14 protein-coding genes and 1 pseudogene are annotated in these 15,580 nt (G+C 67.8%); 6 read left to right on the forward strand and 9 right to left on the reverse strand.

Annotation, left to right across the window (positions count from 1 at the left end):
• Together FGL94_RS11305 and FGL94_RS11310 are read right to left on the reverse strand one after the other, a co-directional pair.
• Window positions 1-338 (reverse strand): annotated as a pseudogene (locus tag FGL94_RS11305) (hypothetical protein); the annotation flags it as partial.
• A gap of 87 nt (window positions 339-425) precedes the next feature.
• The gene (locus FGL94_RS11310) at window positions 426-632 is read right to left on the reverse strand and encodes a hypothetical protein (protein WP_144925059.1); all 207 of its coding nucleotides are present in this window, start codon (window positions 630-632) and stop codon (window positions 426-428) included.
• A gap of 186 nt (window positions 633-818) precedes the next feature.
• On the opposite strand from FGL94_RS11310, the gene FGL94_RS11315 reads away from it, so the two are divergent.
• Entirely contained in the window at window positions 819-1,544 is a 726-nt protein-coding gene (locus FGL94_RS11315; protein WP_144925061.1) for a nucleoside phosphorylase, read from the forward strand.
• Between the two features lie 23 nt (window positions 1,545-1,567).
• On the opposite strand, the gene FGL94_RS11320 is transcribed toward FGL94_RS11315, so the two are convergent.
• Window positions 1,568-2,017 (reverse strand): UPF0179 family protein, encoded by a 450-nt coding sequence (locus FGL94_RS11320; protein ID WP_123620344.1) that lies wholly within the window; start codon window positions 2,015-2,017, stop codon window positions 1,568-1,570.
• Window positions 2,018-2,145: 128 nt separating this feature from the next.
• Between FGL94_RS11320 and tmcA the strand changes: the two genes are divergently transcribed.
• Entirely contained in the window at window positions 2,146-4,479 is a 2,334-nt protein-coding gene (tmcA, locus tag FGL94_RS11325) for a tRNA(Met) cytidine acetyltransferase TmcA (RefSeq protein WP_144925064.1), read from the forward strand.
• Between the two features lie 487 nt (window positions 4,480-4,966).
• Here the strand turns inward: tmcA and FGL94_RS11330 are convergent, their stop codons facing one another.
• On the reverse strand, window positions 4,967-5,296 hold the full coding sequence (locus FGL94_RS11330) for a 4Fe-4S dicluster domain-containing protein (protein WP_004047088.1): 330 nt from the start codon (window positions 5,294-5,296) through the stop codon (window positions 4,967-4,969).
• Window positions 5,297-5,550: 254 nt separating this feature from the next.
• On the opposite strand from FGL94_RS11330, the gene FGL94_RS18825 reads away from it, so the two are divergent.
• Together FGL94_RS18825 and FGL94_RS11335 are read left to right on the forward strand one after the other, a co-directional pair.
• Window positions 5,551-5,673 (forward strand): hypothetical protein, encoded by a 123-nt coding sequence (locus FGL94_RS18825; RefSeq protein ID WP_004975901.1) that lies wholly within the window; start codon window positions 5,551-5,553, stop codon window positions 5,671-5,673.
• Window positions 5,674-6,906, forward strand: a complete 1,233-nt coding sequence (locus tag FGL94_RS11335; RefSeq protein WP_144925065.1) for an RNA-guided endonuclease InsQ/TnpB family protein — start codon at window positions 5,674-5,676, stop codon at window positions 6,904-6,906.
• Between the two features lie 11 nt (window positions 6,907-6,917).
• Here the strand turns inward: FGL94_RS11335 and FGL94_RS11340 are convergent, their stop codons facing one another.
• Window positions 6,918-8,690: a glutamate--tRNA ligase gene (locus FGL94_RS11340; protein ID WP_144925068.1), complete on the reverse strand. Its 1,773-nt coding sequence runs from the start codon at window positions 8,688-8,690 to the stop codon at window positions 6,918-6,920.
• A gap of 434 nt (window positions 8,691-9,124) precedes the next feature.
• On the opposite strand from FGL94_RS11340, the gene FGL94_RS11345 reads away from it, so the two are divergent.
• A complete protein-coding gene (locus FGL94_RS11345) occupies window positions 9,125-9,352 on the forward strand; it encodes a hypothetical protein (protein ID WP_144925071.1) in 228 nt (75 codons plus the stop codon).
• Window positions 9,353-9,392: 40 nt separating this feature from the next.
• On the opposite strand, the gene surE is transcribed toward FGL94_RS11345, so the two are convergent.
• Complete coding sequence (gene surE / locus FGL94_RS11350; protein ID WP_144925073.1) at window positions 9,393-10,322, reverse strand: 5'/3'-nucleotidase SurE; 930 nt, start codon at window positions 10,320-10,322, stop codon at window positions 9,393-9,395.
• A 195-nt stretch (window positions 10,323-10,517) separates the two neighbouring features.
• Entirely contained in the window at window positions 10,518-11,579 is a 1,062-nt protein-coding gene (carA, locus tag FGL94_RS11355; RefSeq protein WP_144925077.1) for a glutamine-hydrolyzing carbamoyl-phosphate synthase small subunit, read from the reverse strand.
• Window positions 11,580-11,675: 96 nt separating this feature from the next.
• On the opposite strand from carA, the gene FGL94_RS11360 reads away from it, so the two are divergent.
• A complete protein-coding gene (locus tag FGL94_RS11360) occupies window positions 11,676-12,089 on the forward strand; it encodes an Lrp/AsnC family transcriptional regulator (RefSeq protein ID WP_144925080.1) in 414 nt (137 codons plus the stop codon).
• Between the two features lie 128 nt (window positions 12,090-12,217).
• Here FGL94_RS11360 and FGL94_RS11365 read toward each other — a convergent pair whose 3' ends face one another.
• Window positions 12,218-15,073: a TRAP transporter permease gene (locus FGL94_RS11365; protein ID WP_144925083.1), complete on the reverse strand. Its 2,856-nt coding sequence runs from the start codon at window positions 15,071-15,073 to the stop codon at window positions 12,218-12,220.
• Window positions 15,070-15,567, reverse strand: coding sequence for a DUF1850 domain-containing protein (locus FGL94_RS11370; protein WP_144925086.1), 498 nt, complete (start codon window positions 15,565-15,567; stop codon window positions 15,070-15,072). Before FGL94_RS11370 ends, FGL94_RS11365 begins: the two co-directional genes overlap by 4 nt.
• Between the last annotated feature and the right edge of the window lie 13 nt (window positions 15,568-15,580).

Here is a 15,580-nt window from a genome sequence, read left to right on the forward strand (position 1 = left end):
CTTGCAGGGTTGCGCTGGTGTTGGACACACTTTTCGCACCCTGCTGCTTCGTACGTGACGCTTTCTATGACACGCTCCGTAAACACACGAGATGGATAGGTAGTGCCCAGCCGAACCGTCTGATACTGCGATCGGTCGGTACTCCCGGCTTGCAGGATTCCCGCCCTGAGGTCAACGAGATCGTTCCGGACTTCCTCGAAGTGCTGGAACTCCACCTGTGCGTTCTCCTGCGGAACGACCTGCACCTGATACAGCGACAGCGCGAGGATCAGGAACCCGAACAGGATCACCGTTCCGATCACGACCGACTGGCCTCGACGGTCGCGACTGAAGCGCATTACGAGATGTCGACGTCGGACGGGTATAAAAGCCTCCGTCCGGTCTCTCAGTCGCGATAACCGCCCGTCGGTCGATAGAGGCGTCAGTCATCCAGTTCGGTCACCGCCCATCCGCCGCGCCGTCAGCCACGCCGACGCGACGGCGACGGAGCCGGCGAACCCGCCGAACAACACGGCCTGGGTCCAGTTGAACCCGAGCAGCGTCCCCGCGATCGGCGTGACAAGAAGGAACGTGATCACGAGCGCGCCGATCGATGAGGCGAGTGAGCTAGCGGCGTCGCCGGAGTCGCTCATGCCAGGATCAGCCACTCCCGGGCGATAAACCGGCCGATCGACCGGCGTCGGAGAGGCTGCCGAGAGAGGCGAGGCAGTTGCACTGGTTCCACTATAAATCCCATTCCGCGATATCAAATCGGCTTCACGGGCGCGCCCCGGCGCCCGACCGGTCCGTTTTTGCGCGCGGCGAGTGTGTCCGCGCGTATGGCGAAACAGCCGCACCTGCTGGTCGAGGAGGGCGACGTCCACGAGATCGCGATCATCCCTGGCGACCCGGGGCGCGTCGATCGGATCGCGGACCTGTGTGACGACAGCGAGCTCGTCGCGCAGAACCGCGAGTACAAGGTCGTGAACGCGAGTTACGAGGGGACCGACCTCACGATCTGCTCGACCGGAATCGGCTGTCCGTCGGCCGCGATCGCGGTCGAGGAGCTCTCGCGTGTCGGCGTCGAGACGTTCCTCCGCTGTGGCACCTGCGGCGCCCTGCAGGCCGACATGGAGGTCGGTGACATGGTGGTCGCGACCGGCGCGGCCAAAGAGGAGGGGACGAGCAAGCGCTACGAGTCGGTCGAGTATCCCGCGGTTCCCGACTACGACGCGCTCACCGAACTCGTCGGCGCCGCCGAGGACAACGACGAGGAGATCCACGTCGGGCCGATCGTCTCCGACGACGCGTTCTACAACGAGGACGACGAGTACGTCGAGGACTGGAACGACGCGAACCTGCTCGCGGTCGAGATGGAGGCGGCGACGGTCTTCTCGCTGGCGCGTCGCAAGGGGCTGCGGGCGGGCGCGATCTGCACCGTCGACGGCAACCTCGTCGCGGGCAGCCAGAAGGGCGCGGACTCGGACGACGAGCTGCCGGAGAAGGCCAAGGACAACGTCGAGCGCGCGATCCGGATCACGCTGAACGCGGTCACCTCGCTGTAAGCGTCGATTCCGAGAATCGGTCGTTACCCGTCTTCCGCCCGGAACTCCACCAGCGTCAGGTCCCGGTCGAGCGCGCAGGTGTCGTGCGGCGGCTCGCCGAGCACCTGGTCGATCACCCGTTCGTCGTCGAAGTCGGCGCCGTCGGGGACGCAGTAGCCGTGGCTCGGGCACTCGGTGTGCGGACACGGGCCGGCGAGCGAGACGCGCCCGCCGGCGTACGCCTGCTTGGACGGGACGTTCGCGGGGACGGGCGCGGGCTCGACTTCGACCGCGCGGACCCCGGCGTCGTGGACGGCGCAGTCGAGCGTCTGGGCGTTCTCGCGGATCCCGGTCACGCGGTACCGGGTTCCCTCCGAGAGATTGAGACACTGGCTCCGGTAGGGACACCCCTCGCAGTCGGGCGACTCCCCCTGATAGACGAACTCGCGACCCGTGTCCGCGAGCCGCGTGCCGATGAGCGTGACCGTGGTCATGCCCGGAGAAACGCGCCGGGAGTCCGTAAGCGTCCCGCCTCGGGCGGCGGGGGAGAGGGCGACCGGGAGAGGGTGGCGGGACCGGAGGGCAAGACACATCCGCTCCCCCCGGCAACGACGACCGAACGATGATCGCGGCGCTGGCGCGGGACGCGAAGCGGGAGGCCGAGGCGGCGAACGAGCGGCGCGTCCTCGTGTTCGCCGGCGACCGCGACCGCGGGTTCGACGCGGCCTACGACGCGATCGAGGGGGTCAATCCCACGTCGACCGCTATCGTCTCCACGCGCGACGGGTTCCGGTTCGAGGAGCATCGCCCGCGAAGCGCAGACGAACTGCTCGGCCGCACCCGCGAGGTCGTCGTCCTCGACTGTCACGAGCAGTTCGTCCCGAACGCGCTCGGTCGATGCGTCGGTGCGGTCGACGGCGGCGGCCTCCTCGTTCTCCTGACTCCCGACCTCGACGCGTGGCCGGCGATTCGCGACCGCTTCGACGACTCGCTCGCGGTCCCGCCGTACGAGGTCGACGACGTGACGGGGCGGTTCCGCGAGCGCTTCGTCGAAACGCTTCGATCGCACCCGGGGATAGCGATCGTCTCGCTCGGAGAAGCCGGATCGGAGGGCGACGCTGTCGAACGCGACGGACTCACCGGCCTGCGGGACGGCCCGACCGCGGAATCGACGGCGCAGGCGACCGCGGAGAGACCGACCGCCCCGCCGAACGCGACGTTTCCGGCCGCCGCCTACGAGGCCTGTCTCACCGGCGATCAGGTCCGGGCGGTGAGGGCGTTCGAGTCGCTCGCGACGCCGGGGAACGCGGTCGTCGCCGAGGCGGACCGCGGGCGCGGGAAGTCGAGCGCGGCGGGGATCGCGGCGGGGGCGCTCGCGCTCGCGGGCGCCGACGTGCTCGTCACGGCGCCGGCGTTCCGCAACGCGACGGAGGTGTTCGCGCGGGCGGGAGAACTGATCGAGGGGAACAGTGATAACGGCGAGACAGAGGACAACGCCCACCGACTCGACGCGCCGGGAGGTGGGCGGGTCCGTTTCCTCGCGCCCGCCGAGGCGGCCGATCTCCCCGACGACCCGGACGCGGTGATCGTCGACGAGGCGGCCGCGCTCCCGGTGCGGCTGCTCGAACGGTTTCTCGACGCGCCGGCGGTCGCGTTCTGCACGACGGTCCACGGCTACGAGGGGGCCGGTCGCGGGTTCTCGATCCGGTTCAAAGAGCGCCTGCGAGCGAGCCGGTTCGCGGTGCGGGACGTGCGGCTCGACGAGCCGATCCGATACGCGCGGAACGACCCGGTGGAGGCGTGGGCGTCGCGGGCGCTCCTGTTAGACGCGCGTCCGGCGGTCGACGAGGCGGTCGCGGGAAGCACGGTCGAGGACGCGACGTACCGAAGGCCGTCCCCTGAGGAACTGCTCGCGGACGAGGCCCTGCTCCGGGAGGCGTTCGGGCTGCTCGTCGCGGCGCACTACCGCACGGAGCCGAACGACCTCGCCCGGCTGCTCGACGCGCCGAATCTCACCGCGCGAGCGCTCGTCGCCGAGGGGCGGGTGGTCGCGGTCGCGCTGCTCGCGCGCGAGGGCGGACTCGACGCCGAGACCCGCCGGGGAATGTACGAGGGCGAGCGCGTCCGCGGCAACATGGTGCCGGACGTACTCACGAGCCAGCTCCGCGACGAGAGCGCCGCCGCGCCGAAGGGCGTGCGGACGGTCCGGATCGCGACCCATCACGCACTCAGGGGCGAGGGGTTCGGCACTCGCCTGCTCGACGAGGTACACGCGGAGTTCGGCGGGGAGCGCGGTGGGACCGGCGGGGACCGCGACGGCGACGCCGTCGACTACTTCTCGGTCGGCTACGGCGCGACGCCGCGCCTGCTCCGCTTCTGGCGGCGCGCGGGCTACCGGACGGTTCACCTCTCGACCTCCCGCAACGACGCCTCCGGCGAGTACTCCGCGATCATGCTTCGGCCGACCGACGATGCGGGGCCGGGGGGCGCCCTCCTCGACCGCAACGCGACCGCTTTCCGCGACCGCGAGCGCGACGGGCTCTCGGACGCCCACCGCGACGTGGACCCCGACGTGGTCGTCGGGGCGCTCCGCGCCTGCCCGGCGTCGGTGTCGATCGACCTGACCGAGGTCGAGTGGCGCTCCGTGGTCGGCGCGTCGTTCGGTCCGGGGATGTACGACAGCGCGCCCGGCGCGTTCCGAGACCTCGCGCTCGCGGCGTTGATCGGCGGGGACGAGGGGAACGAGACGGGCGCCGACGCCCTCGACGACCGCGAACAGCGCCTGCTCGTCCGGAAGGTCTTACAGGGTCGCCCGAGCGAGTCGGTCGCCGACGAGCTCGGGTACGTCTCGACCGCCGCCTGTATGCGCGCGCTCGGCGACGCCTACGAACCCCTCGTCGAGCGATATGGGACCGACTTCGCGCTCGAAGAGCGAGACAGGTTTATAAGCGACTGAGCAAGAGGATTGAGTCAGTACTTAAATACCGCTTGCGGTGGCGCGTGCCGACGAACGCCCGGAGGGCGTGAGTCGCACGCGCGAGGTCGCCGGCGCTGCGCGCCGGCCGCCAGAGGGACTTCGGTCCCTCGCTGGAGTCGGTCGCCCGGAGCACCGCGGAGGGCGACCGACGAGGCTGGGGAGGCGTGAGGCTGCTGCCGTGCGGGGGGACTCAGAGGTGCAGCCGGCGAGGCGGACGCAGGCGTTCACGAGAGCAAAGCCCTCGTGAGCCAGTCAGAACGCTTCGCGTTCTGATGACGACGCAAACACTGGAAGGAGCGAGCAACGCGAGCGACTGAAGCGCGCAGCGAGCGTGCGTCCGCCTCGCCGGTTGGGGCTTTGGAGGTGTTCACCACCGATCCATCGGTGGCCATTTATAAACAAGCGACGGAGATCGTAAAGAAGCTCACCATCCGACCAGCGCCAACATCAGCCCAAGAACGCCGATCTAGATCCGGTTCTCGCGGCCGGGATCGACGTCGATCGCGTCGACGGGGCAGACGTCCACACACAACATACAGTCGATACACTGGTCCTCGTCGGCGGGATTCGCCTTCCGCTCGGACTCGGGGTGACCGGGGGTGTCGACCCACTCGAACACGTCGACCGGGCAGTCCTCCAGACACGCGCCGTCGGCGAGACAGATGTCGAAGTCGACCGCGACGTGGGTGCCGCGGATCCCCTGCTTCTCCGGCGGCTCGACGGGCCCCCAGACGGCGACGCCGTCCTCCTCGCCGACCTGCTCCCGGTTCTGTTCGAAGTTCGAGTCGATGGCCATCTTGCCCGTAGTTCCGGGGCTCGCTATTTAACCCCCGCGGCAGGCGGTTGCGAGAACCGCGCGCGAGACACGCGGCGGTTCCAAAGAGGCCGGTTACCTGAATTGAGGCGCTAAGGCCCCTTCCTCAACGAACGAGCGAAGCGAGTGAGTAGGGAGGGGATACAGCGCTGCACAGTTCTCAAACACGTTCATTGCTCGGCCCACAGACCCACGCAATCGCAATTCTTATTTGTGTATTTTGTGTATTATGTGGTGTGGCAACGCGCAAGAACATCTCTATCCGAGACGACCAAGCCGAGTGGGTTGAGGAGAACCACCTCAATCTCTCGTCGTTCGTCCAAGAGAAACTTGACGAACTCATCGAAGAACGCTCGTAGATGAACTACAACAACAGGTATCGACTCCGACCGTCCGACGCTCTCGCAGAACAGTTAGCGTGGACTGTCGATACCTGTAGGCAGGTCTACAACCACTTCCTTCACCGACTCAACCGCACCGACAACACCTCGGCATACAGCGAACAGAAACTCCTGCCGAGTCTCAAGAAGTGGTGGAACGACCTGAAACAAGTTCACTCGAAAGTTCTTCAGAAGGTCGTACAACGGCTGTACGATAACCTCTCGACGCTCCGAGGGCGAAAAGATAACGGCTACCGTGTCGGGACGCTCAACTGGAAAGCACCGGGCGAGTACCGCAGTTTCACCTACAGTCAATCCGGCTTCAAGCTCAAGAACACGAGCGGTCGGACTCGACTGTGGCTCTCGAAACTCGGTGAAATCCCTATCACCCTCCACCGCGACATCCCCGACGACGCCGAAATCAAGACCGTCACGGTCAAACAAGAACCGACCGGTAAGTGGTACGCTATCTTCGGTGTCGAAACTCCGGACGACCCGCCCGCGAAGCCGGAGAATCCCGAGAAGTGCGTTGGCATCGACGTGGGGATTCTCAAGTACGCCCACGACACGGACGGAACCGCCGTCGAATCTCTCGACCTGTCCGACGAGCGCGAACGCTTGGAACGCGCCCAACGCAACCTCTCGCGGAAACAGCACGGGTCTGCGAATTGGGAGAAACAGCGCCGAGTTGTGGCCGAACGCCACGCCGAGTTGAAGAACAAGCGCCGCGACTTCCTCCACAAGTTGTCGAACTACTACGCCCGAGAATACGACCTCGTGGCCGTAGAGGATTTGGACGCAAAGGGGTTGGTCGAGCTACCGGGCAACTCTCGGAACCGCGCAGGAGCGGCGTGGGGGATGTTCCTACGGATGCTCGAATACAAATGCGAGCGCGAAGGCACGCACTTCGTCGCCGTAGACCCGGCAGGAACGACCAAGGAATGCGCGTCCTGCGGTGTTTCGACGGACAAGCCGCTGTGGGTGCGCGAACACTCGTGTCCGGCGTGTGGGTTTGAGGCGGATAGAGACGCGAACGCAGCGTGGAACATTCTTTCTCGCGGTATCACGAAGCGGTTAGGAGCGGGACGCTCCGAATCAACGCCTGTGGAGACTGCGCTCCCTACGGACACCGATTCGGTGTCTGCAAAGCGCGTCGTGGAAGCAGGAAGCCCCACCCTCAAGGAGCGAACCGCGTCAGCGGTGAGCGAGTAGGGTGGGGTAGTTCACGGGTGCGCGTAGTACGCGAGCAGGTCCTCCTCGCCGTTCGGCCCGTCCGGCTCGTCGGTCGCCTCGGGATCGAGCGCGTCGATCCGGGCGAAGCCGACGCGCACGAACTGGACGACCGTGTCGGGCTCGACCTCGGCGAGCGCGGGCTCCGCGATTCCCCGCACATCGCCGGTAACGGTGCGGAGGAGGGTGTCGAGCCCCTCCTCCGCGGGCGCCCAGTGGATCACGTCCACGTCGCCCTCGCGGACCACGTCGATGTCGGCGTCGACGAAGACCAGTTCGTCGCCCTCGTGCCGGACGCAGCCGTACCCCTTGAGCCAGACGCGCTCGCCCTCGCTCGGGAGGTCCGGGGACTCGACGGCGATCCGGCCGGCGGGCACCTCGCGGTCGCCGCGGTCGGCGTGGTCGGGGTGGAGCGGCGGGTGGCCCGCCTCGGGCGCGGGCGCGTCGCCGTCGACGACCGGCAGCTCCACGGCGGGCGCGTCGTCGCGGTCGCGCACGAGGAAGTACCGGTTCGCCTCGTCGTCGACCAGGTCGCGGTTGTTCGCGTACACAGACGACATCGCCAGATCGACGTCGGAGGTGGACATCCCGAGTTCGGTCATCGAGTCGACGAGGGCCTGCCCCTGAATGCCGCGGCGTCGCATCGACCGAATGGTCGGGGCCCGCGGGTCGTCCCAGCCGGTCAGCTCGCCGGTTTCGATGAGTTCCTTGATCGTCGAGGTGGAGAGTTTCACGTCGTACTCGTCGACCTGCACGTGGCCCCAGTGGAGCACCTCGGGGTACTCCCAGTCGAAGTAGTCGTAGACGAACCGCTGGCGCTTCGCGGAGTCCTGCAGGTCGATGCCGCGGATGATGTGCGTGACGCCCGTGAGGTGGTCGTCGACGCCGGACTGGAAGTCGAGCATGGGCCAGCAACGGTAGTCGGCCGCCTCCTCGCGCGGGTGGGGCGTGTCGATCATCCGGAAGGCGACCCAGTCGCGCAGCGCGGGGTTCTTGTGCTCGATATCGGTCCGGACGCGGAGCACCATCTCGCCGGCGGAGTACTCGCCGTCGATCATGGCGTCGAACTCCTCGTGGACCGTCTCGCTGTCCTTCTCGCGGTGCGGACACGCCTCGCCCGCGTTCTTCAGTTCGGAGAAGTCGTCGCCGGAACACGAGCAGGTGTACGCGCCGCCGGCGTCGATCAGGTCGCGGGCGTGGTCGTAGTAGGTCTCCAGCCGGTCGGACGCCCGGAGCACGCGGTCGGGCTCGAAGCCGAGGTACTCGATGTCTTCGAGGATGGCGTCGTACGCGTCCAGGTCGGGCCGCTTCGTCTCCGGATCGGTGTCGTCGAACCGGCAGATGAACTCGCCGTCGTAGCGCTCCTTGTACGTCCCGATGACGGCGGGCATCCGGGCGTGGCCGACGTGCCACGGGCCGTTGGGGTTCGGCGCGGCGCGCATCACGACCTCGCCCGCCTCGGCGTTCGGGAGGTCGGGGAGGACGTGCTCGTCCGCCTCGTCGTCCGCCTCCAGCTCCGCGAGCTTGTCGGGCGCGAGTTCGCCGAGCCGCTCGCGGCGCTCGGCCTCGTCCATACCGGCGACCCGGTTCACGACCGGCGCGACGACGCCGGGAATCTCGTCGCCGTGCGGTCGAAATTCGGGGTTCTCGCCCATCAGCGGACCCATAATGGCGCCCACGTCCGGATCGTTGCCGTGTTTGAGCGCGTTGAACAGCGCGGCGGCCTCGCCGGCCGCCTCGACGCGCTCGCGGAGTTCGTCGTCCATGCCCTTCGGTTATCGGGGTCGGCTCAAAAGCGCCGCGGAACGGCGGCCGAGGAGGCGACTCGGCGAGATGCGGTCAGGCGCGGCCCGGTCCGGTTCGAGCGGGCCGAGCCGGATCGATACCCCGGCGAAGCGGGGCCGCGGCGGAGGGGTCCGCGGGTAGGGGCACGTGTCACCTGCGCGCGAACTGACTTAAACGGCCGAGACCGTTCACGCGGTAGCTCGCCGTTACCGGCGTGAACGGTCGAGAGATTTATGAAGAATGCGAGGCGAACACCCACGGCTGTAGCCGTGGGAGGGTGTTAATAGGGAGCTATCGACCGGACGCTGGTCCGGCTCCGCCGGGTTGATATCGGGGCGAGCCGTGGGTGGCCCATGGACACGGGAGCGATCGGACGGCGAGCGCGGACCGCGGGGGGGTCGGCGTGGTAGGACCCATGTCGGAGGCGGAGCGAAACGCCGGGAACCGGCGCATAAAGGCCGTTATCCTTCTCATCGTGGCGGTGTCACCGCCGCTCATCGCGCTCCAGTTCGGCCCTTCGCCGATCGAGCTGCTCGCCGCGCTCGGCGTCGGCGTCGCACTGGGACTAATCGTCGTGTGGTACCTCGGACGATTGGGGAAGGAGTTCACCGGGGGATCGCGTCGGCCGGGGCGGCGACGCTGAGACGACGACGCTGAGACGGCGGCAGAGAGAGTATCGCCGGTCAGTCCTGCTCGATCCGCGAGGCCGCCGACTCGGGCGTCGCCGGCCCTCCGACGACCTCGCCGGCGCGGTCGCCAGCGATCGACCGCGACGACGACAGCGGCGAGATACTCACCTCGCCCTCGACGGCCGCGAGCCGGTCAGAGCCGGGGTCGTCGGGGACGTCGCCGCGGAGGAACTCCCGCCAGAAGCGGTCGCGGAGCTCCATCCCCATCTCCCCGCGTCGCTCGTTGAACTTCCAGTCTTCGGGGACGTTCTCCTCTTCCGGGGCGTTCCCGCCCTCCGTACCCTCCTCTCCCGGGCGAAACTCGATCACGTCGAAGCCGCGCGCGGGCTCGGTCAGCCGGTAGGTCGGGTCTTCGGCCGCCTCGTCGTCGGCAGCGGGGACGTTGACGTTCAACACGTCGGCGCCGAACGGGAGGGCGAGGTCGACGTCGCCCTCTCCGTCGCCGGTGCCGCGTTCCGCGCGGTCGATCAGGTCGGCGACGGCCTCGCCGGCGACCGCGAAGTCGCTGCTGTCGAGGGTCGGCGGAACGGGGAGGTTACCGCGATCGTACAGCGACACCGCGATCGCCGGGGTGCCGAGGAACGACGCCTCCATCGCGGCGCCGACCGTGCCGGACTGCCCCAAGATATGTGCGCCGATGTTCGGTCCGTGGTTACAGCCGGAGACGACTACGTCGGGGTCGAGCCCGAGCGCCACGTCCGCGACGGCGACGCAGTCGGCGGGAGTGCCTTCGACCGCATAGCCCGCGTCGGTCTCCGTGTACTCCACTGTCGTGTCCCACCACGAACGCGCGCCGCCGACGCCGGATTGGTTGCTCTCGGGCGCAACGACGGTCACGTCGTGCTTGCGCGAGAGCGCGTCGGCCAGCGCCCGGATCCCGACGGCGTCGATGCCGTCGTCGTTGGTGAGGAGGATGTCCGTCATGGCAGTCACTGCGAGGAGACGGGGGAAAACGTCGCCGGTCGCAGTCGGACGGAAACCGACTGCCGAGCGTGGGAAGGGAAACCGCGGGCGTCGGCTCTGTGGTACTCGGGGTGGTCAGCGAGAGGGCGCGATCAGCGAGATGGCGCGGTCAGCGATGAGTCGCGAAGCGCGGGGAAGATAGTGCGTGGGTCCGGGTCAGTCGGCCGCGACGGACGGCGTCGATCGCGCCAGCTCCAGCACCTCGTCGAAGAAGCCGAGTGAGTCGTGCGGGCCGGGGTTCGCCTCGGGGTGATACTGGCGGGTGATGACGTCGAGTTCCTCGCTGTCGAGCCCCTCGACGGTGTCGTCGTTGACGTTCACCTGCGTCACCTCCAGCGGGCCGGTGTCGTCGACCGTGTAGCCGTGGTTCTGGGTGGTCATCACGACCTTCTCGCTCCGGAGGTCCCTGACGGGCTGGTTGACGCCGCGGTGACCGAACGCCATCTTCTCGGTCGAGCCGCCGAGCGCGCTCGTGATCACCTGCTGGCCGAGACAGATGCCGGCCATCGGGAGGTCACCGGCGACGGCGTCGACGACCTCCTGGGCGGCGACGAAGTTCTCCGGGTCGCCCGGGCCGTTCGAGACGAACAGCACGTCGGGGTCCACGTCGGCCACGTCCTCGGGAGTCGCGTCGTACGGGAGGACGTGGACGTCCGCGCCGCGCTCGGTGAGCGAGGAGATGATCGAGCCCTTCGCGCCGCAGTCGAGCAGGGCCACGTCGGCGTCGCCGTCGCCCTCGTAGAACGTCGGCTCGGTCACCGACACCTGCGCGCCGATGTCGACGTGGTCGCTCATCGGCTTGCACGCCTCCATCTCGTCGACCGCGTCCTCGGGAGTCGCGTCCGGGCCGGCTGCGATCCCGCAGGCCATCGCGCCCTCCTCGCGGACGGTGGTGACGATCTCGCGGGTGTCGACGTGGTCGACGGCGGGCACGTCCTCGTCGGCGAGCCACTCGGCGACGTCGTCGGTCAGCTCGCGGGCGATCGCCGCGCGCGGCTGGACCGAGTCGGACTCGAATCGCTCGGATCGGACGCCGTAGTTCCCGATCAGGGGGTACGAGAAGGTGAGGATCTGTTCGGCGTAGGAGGGGTCGGTGAGCGACTCCTCATAGCCTGTGTACGCGGTCGTGAACACCAGTTCGCCGCGGGTGCGCCCCGGCGCACGAGCGCGCGCTTCGAGCACGCGACCGTCGGCCAGCGCGATGTAGGCGTCCGACATTACGAGATACGTACGTGCAAAGGGTAATAAATGCGTCGTTCGTAGCTTCGTTACGATATTCGTAACGAGTAAGTCGCCGGGACGAGAGAGGCGAGTATGGACGACCTCGATCGCCGGATCCTCTCGATACTGCGGCGAGACGCGCGAACCCCCTACACGGAGATCGCGGACCGAGTCGGCACCTCGGAGGGGACGGTGCGAAACCGCGTCGACCGAATGACCGAGGAGGGAATTATCGAGCGGTTCACCGTCACGACTCGCACCGGCAACGTGAAGGCGATGATCGAGATCTCGGTGGAGATGAACGTCGACACCGCCGCCGTCGGCGAGCGGATGGTCGACTGGGAGGAGGTGGACTTCGTCTGGCAGGTCTCCGGCGAGGACGACGTGGTCCTCGTCGTCGACGCCGTCGACACGCGCGCGGTCAACGAGCTCATCTCGCAGGCCCGCGAGATGGACGAGGTCAAGTCGACGAAGACGCGACTCATTCTGGACGAACGGCTGGGATAGACGCAGCGGAGAAGTCGCTCCCCGGTTCTGTACGCCGTAGACACACTGACGGTGACGACTCGTCGGCGTCGGGAGACAGATCAATCCGAGCTGGCGATCGAAAGTTCCGCCCGAACCGCGAGCGCCGATCAGGTCGACTCGGAGCCGGCGGCTTCGACCGATCCCGTCGTCGCGTCGGTTCCCGTCGCTCCGCCGCCCTCGCCGTCGAACGTCCGCCGGTTCCGGACCGTGAACAGCACGAACAGAGCGAGCCCGACACCGCGCAGAGTCACGTCAAGCAGGAGCGCGTTGACGGAGACGGTCACGCCGACGAGCCCGAGTACGTCGAAGACGGACGTAGAGAGCAGCCCCGGCGCCATCAGCAGGAGAGAGCTGAGCGCGAACCCGATCCGACCGACTCGGCCGACGCGGGTGTACAGCGTTCCGATGATGGTCGCACCGAGCGCGATCACGCCGAGGAAGACCCCGACGACGGGGATGATGATCTCGGGCACCGAGTACGACAGCTCGGCGAGGTCCTCGAACCCGATCACGCGGTACCGCTCGCGGAGGGGCAGTTCGGCGGCGTTCGACTTCTCGCGCAACAGGACGATCCCCGGCGCGAGCACGAACGCGAAGGGGACGATCGCCTTGTTCAGCGACAGCGAGAACGCCTTGACGCCGGTCTCGAAGGGATCGGACTTGGCGACCCCGCTCGCGGCGTACGCCGCCACGGCCACCGGCGGCGTGATGTCGGCGACCACGCCGAAGTAGAGGATGAACAGGTGGGCGGCCAAAAGCGGGATGCCGAACTCCACGAGCGGCGTCGCGAGCATCGAGATGAGGATGATGTAGGTGACCGTCGTGGGCATCCCCATCCCGAGGATGATGCTCGAGACGGCCGTCACGAGCAGCATGACCACGATCGACCCGCCCGAGAGCGCCAACAGCAGCGAGGTCAGGTTGGGGCCGAGCCCCGAGACGCTGATGACGCCGGGGATGATCCCCGCGGCCGCGACCGCGACCACGACCGGGACCGCGGTGCGCGCGCCCTGCTCCATCGACGTGACCACGAAGGTGCCGAGCTTGAACGGCTGGCTGTCCTCTAGGTCCCGGTCGGTTCGGTCGCCGATCGTCTCGGCGGTGTCTCGGACCGAGGGGTTGAGTTCGAGCAGCGACGCGTCGAGGTCGGGCTTCGACAGCAGCGTGATCACCCCGGCGAGCATCGCGTACCACTCGATCCCCGCGAGGATGGCGCTGAACGACTCGGCGGGCGGAAGCCCCTGACCGCCGGCCCCGGTGAGGAGACCGACGACGTTCACGCCGGCCACCGCGTGGCTCGCCAGTTCGACGCCGACGATCGCCGTGAAGACCGCGAGGAGGCGCAGCCGCGTCTCCTCGCTGTACGCCGAGACGAGCGCGATCAGCGCCACGAGCGCCACGAGCGTGAACCACGCCGACCGGGAGACCGAGAGCCGCTCGATGATGAGGTAGTACAGGAGCAGCCCGATCGGGACCAGGTAGAACCACCCGCGCTTGAGGTGGTGCCAGAGGTCCACGGTGTCCTCGCCGGAGACGCCGCCGATCCCCTCCTCGACCGCCTTGAGGTGGACCATCACCCAGACGCCGAAGAAGAAGACGATCGCCGGAATCGTCGAGACGATGATGATGTCGGCGAACGGCGTCGCGGTGTACTGGACCATGAGGAAGGCGGCCGCGCCCATCACGGGCGGGAGGATCTGCCCGCCGGAGGACGCGGACGCCTCGACGGCGCCGGAGAACTCGGGCGAGTAGCCCGACCGCTTCATCAGCGGGATCGTGAACGCGCCGGTGGTGACCGTGTTGGCGATCGACGACCCCGAGATCGTCCCCATGAACCCGCTGGCGAGGATGCTCGCCTTCGCCGGGCCGCCCTTCCGGTTCCCGGTGAGCGCGTACGCGAGGTCGATGAACCACTGACCGGCCCCGCTCATCTCGAGGAACGAGCCGAACAGGATGAAGATGTAGATGAAGCTCACCGACACCGTCACCGGAATGCCGAACACCCCGTTCTCGGTGTTGTACCAGAGGTTCTGGACGATGTCCGGCCAGGTGAGTTCCGGGATCGCGAGCAGCCCGAGGAAAGGCGTACTCGAACTGATGAGGTACCCCCAGCGGGCGTAGACGATGAACGTGGCGACGATGATCATCAGCGGGAGACCGAGCGTCCGGCGGGTGGCCTCCAGGACCAGCAGGACGCCGGTCACGCCCAGGATCATCGCGTAGGAGTACTCGCTCACGAACGGGACGCCGCCGAGCAGGGGTTGGAGGAACGCGTACACCTCGGTGACCGGTCGCCCCGAATCCACCCCGAAGACGCGCATGTTCTGGATCTCAGCGAACTCCGTCAGGAAGTAGAACGCCGACAGGAACGCCGCGGCGATGAACACCAGATCGATAGGCGCCACGCGGTCGAGGTCGGGGTCGAGGAACGCCCAGCGGAAGCCCGCCCGCCCCCGTTCGAGCCCCCGTGTGACGGGATTCTCTTCGCCGAGACGCCGGGACGCCGCCGGCACGATTCGAGCGAAGTTCCGCGAGACGATCCCGTCGCCGGTGCTCACCGGAAACAGCAGGAAGGTGAGCACGAGCGCGAAGGCGACGTGGATCGCGTTCGCCTGCAGGAGCTGGAGCGAGATCTGCCAGGGGGCGAGCGAGATCCCCGCGATCTCGACGGTCGGGAGCCAGACCGTGAACGTGAAGCTCCGGGCGGCGAGGAACAGCTGGAAGACCGAAAACGCGATTCCGATGAGCGCGACCGCCACCGCGGCGGGCCCCCGCAGCGAGCGCCGGCGCTCGATCTCCTGTATCAGCTCGTCCGCCTCCTCGCGGGAGATCTCCTCGTCCGTCCCGTCGTCCGGGGGCGTGTCGGAGTCAGAGGCCTCCGGACCATCGCCGGGGCCTGGGTCTCGCGAGCCGCCGTCGTTCGGATCGTCGGTGCCACCGTCCGTTCGGTGAGTCGTGGTCATAGAATCATCTCAAGGAACGACCGTTGTTCAATGTAGAGCGTGACGTCGTTACCATCGGTCACCGCGACGAGGTCGTGTTCTCGCCCGTCGACGATCAACGTGTGACCGGCGATTCGACCCGGAGAGACCGAGAGGCGCTCGAGTTCCGTGATCGGTTCCGCGGGTTCGTACACGAGGGTCCCGTTCACGTTCGTGACGTTGACGCGCGCGGGGAGCCCCCACCCGTACGACTCGAACTCCATCCGCGTGTTCACGAGCGTCTCGCCGTCGACACGGTACTCGTCGTACACGCGGGACTTCTCGACGCTATGGGTGTACTCCAACGCCACGGTGCTCCCGGAGTCGACCGGCTCCGAGAGGTAGTGTTCACCCGTCTCGATGTCCTCGACGACGAGCACGGCCCCGACCGGGGCCGTCGCCGCGACGCCGACGAGAACGAGCACCGCGATCCCGAGGATCGCGGCGCCCGCGGTCGAGTGAGAAAGGTGACCCATATGGTTTCGGGTG

This window comes from Halorubrum salsamenti (assembly GCF_007671685.1).
Lineage (GTDB): Archaea > Halobacteriota > Halobacteria > Halobacteriales > Haloferacaceae > Halorubrum > Halorubrum salsamenti.

Excerpts from the sequence above, each read along its gene's own strand:
- FGL94_RS11310 (WP_144925059.1), bottom strand. The coding sequence starts at position 632 with ATGAGCGACTCCGGCGACGCCGCTAGCTCACTCGCCTCATCGATCGGC.
- FGL94_RS11315 (WP_144925061.1), top strand. The coding sequence starts at position 819 with ATGGCGAAACAGCCGCACCTGCTGGTCGAGGAGGGCGACGTCCACGAG.
- FGL94_RS11320 (WP_123620344.1), bottom strand. The coding sequence starts at position 2,017 with ATGACCACGGTCACGCTCATCGGCACGCGGCTCGCGGACACGGGTCGC.
- tmcA (WP_144925064.1), top strand. The coding sequence starts at position 2,146 with ATGATCGCGGCGCTGGCGCGGGACGCGAAGCGGGAGGCCGAGGCGGCG.
- FGL94_RS11330 (WP_004047088.1), bottom strand. The coding sequence starts at position 5,296 with ATGGCCATCGACTCGAACTTCGAACAGAACCGGGAGCAGGTCGGCGAG.
- FGL94_RS11335 (WP_144925065.1), top strand. The coding sequence starts at position 5,674 with ATGAACTACAACAACAGGTATCGACTCCGACCGTCCGACGCTCTCGCA.
- FGL94_RS11340 (WP_144925068.1), bottom strand. The coding sequence starts at position 8,690 with ATGGACGACGAACTCCGCGAGCGCGTCGAGGCGGCCGGCGAGGCCGCC.
- FGL94_RS11345 (WP_144925071.1), top strand. The coding sequence starts at position 9,125 with ATGTCGGAGGCGGAGCGAAACGCCGGGAACCGGCGCATAAAGGCCGTT.
- surE (WP_144925073.1), bottom strand. The coding sequence starts at position 10,322 with ATGACGGACATCCTCCTCACCAACGACGACGGCATCGACGCCGTCGGG.
- carA (WP_144925077.1), bottom strand. The coding sequence starts at position 11,579 with ATGTCGGACGCCTACATCGCGCTGGCCGACGGTCGCGTGCTCGAAGCG.
- FGL94_RS11360 (WP_144925080.1), top strand. The coding sequence starts at position 11,676 with ATGGACGACCTCGATCGCCGGATCCTCTCGATACTGCGGCGAGACGCG.
- FGL94_RS11365 (WP_144925083.1), bottom strand. The coding sequence starts at position 15,073 with ATGACCACGACTCACCGAACGGACGGTGGCACCGACGATCCGAACGAC.
- FGL94_RS11370 (WP_144925086.1), bottom strand. The coding sequence starts at position 15,567 with ATGGGTCACCTTTCTCACTCGACCGCGGGCGCCGCGATCCTCGGGATC.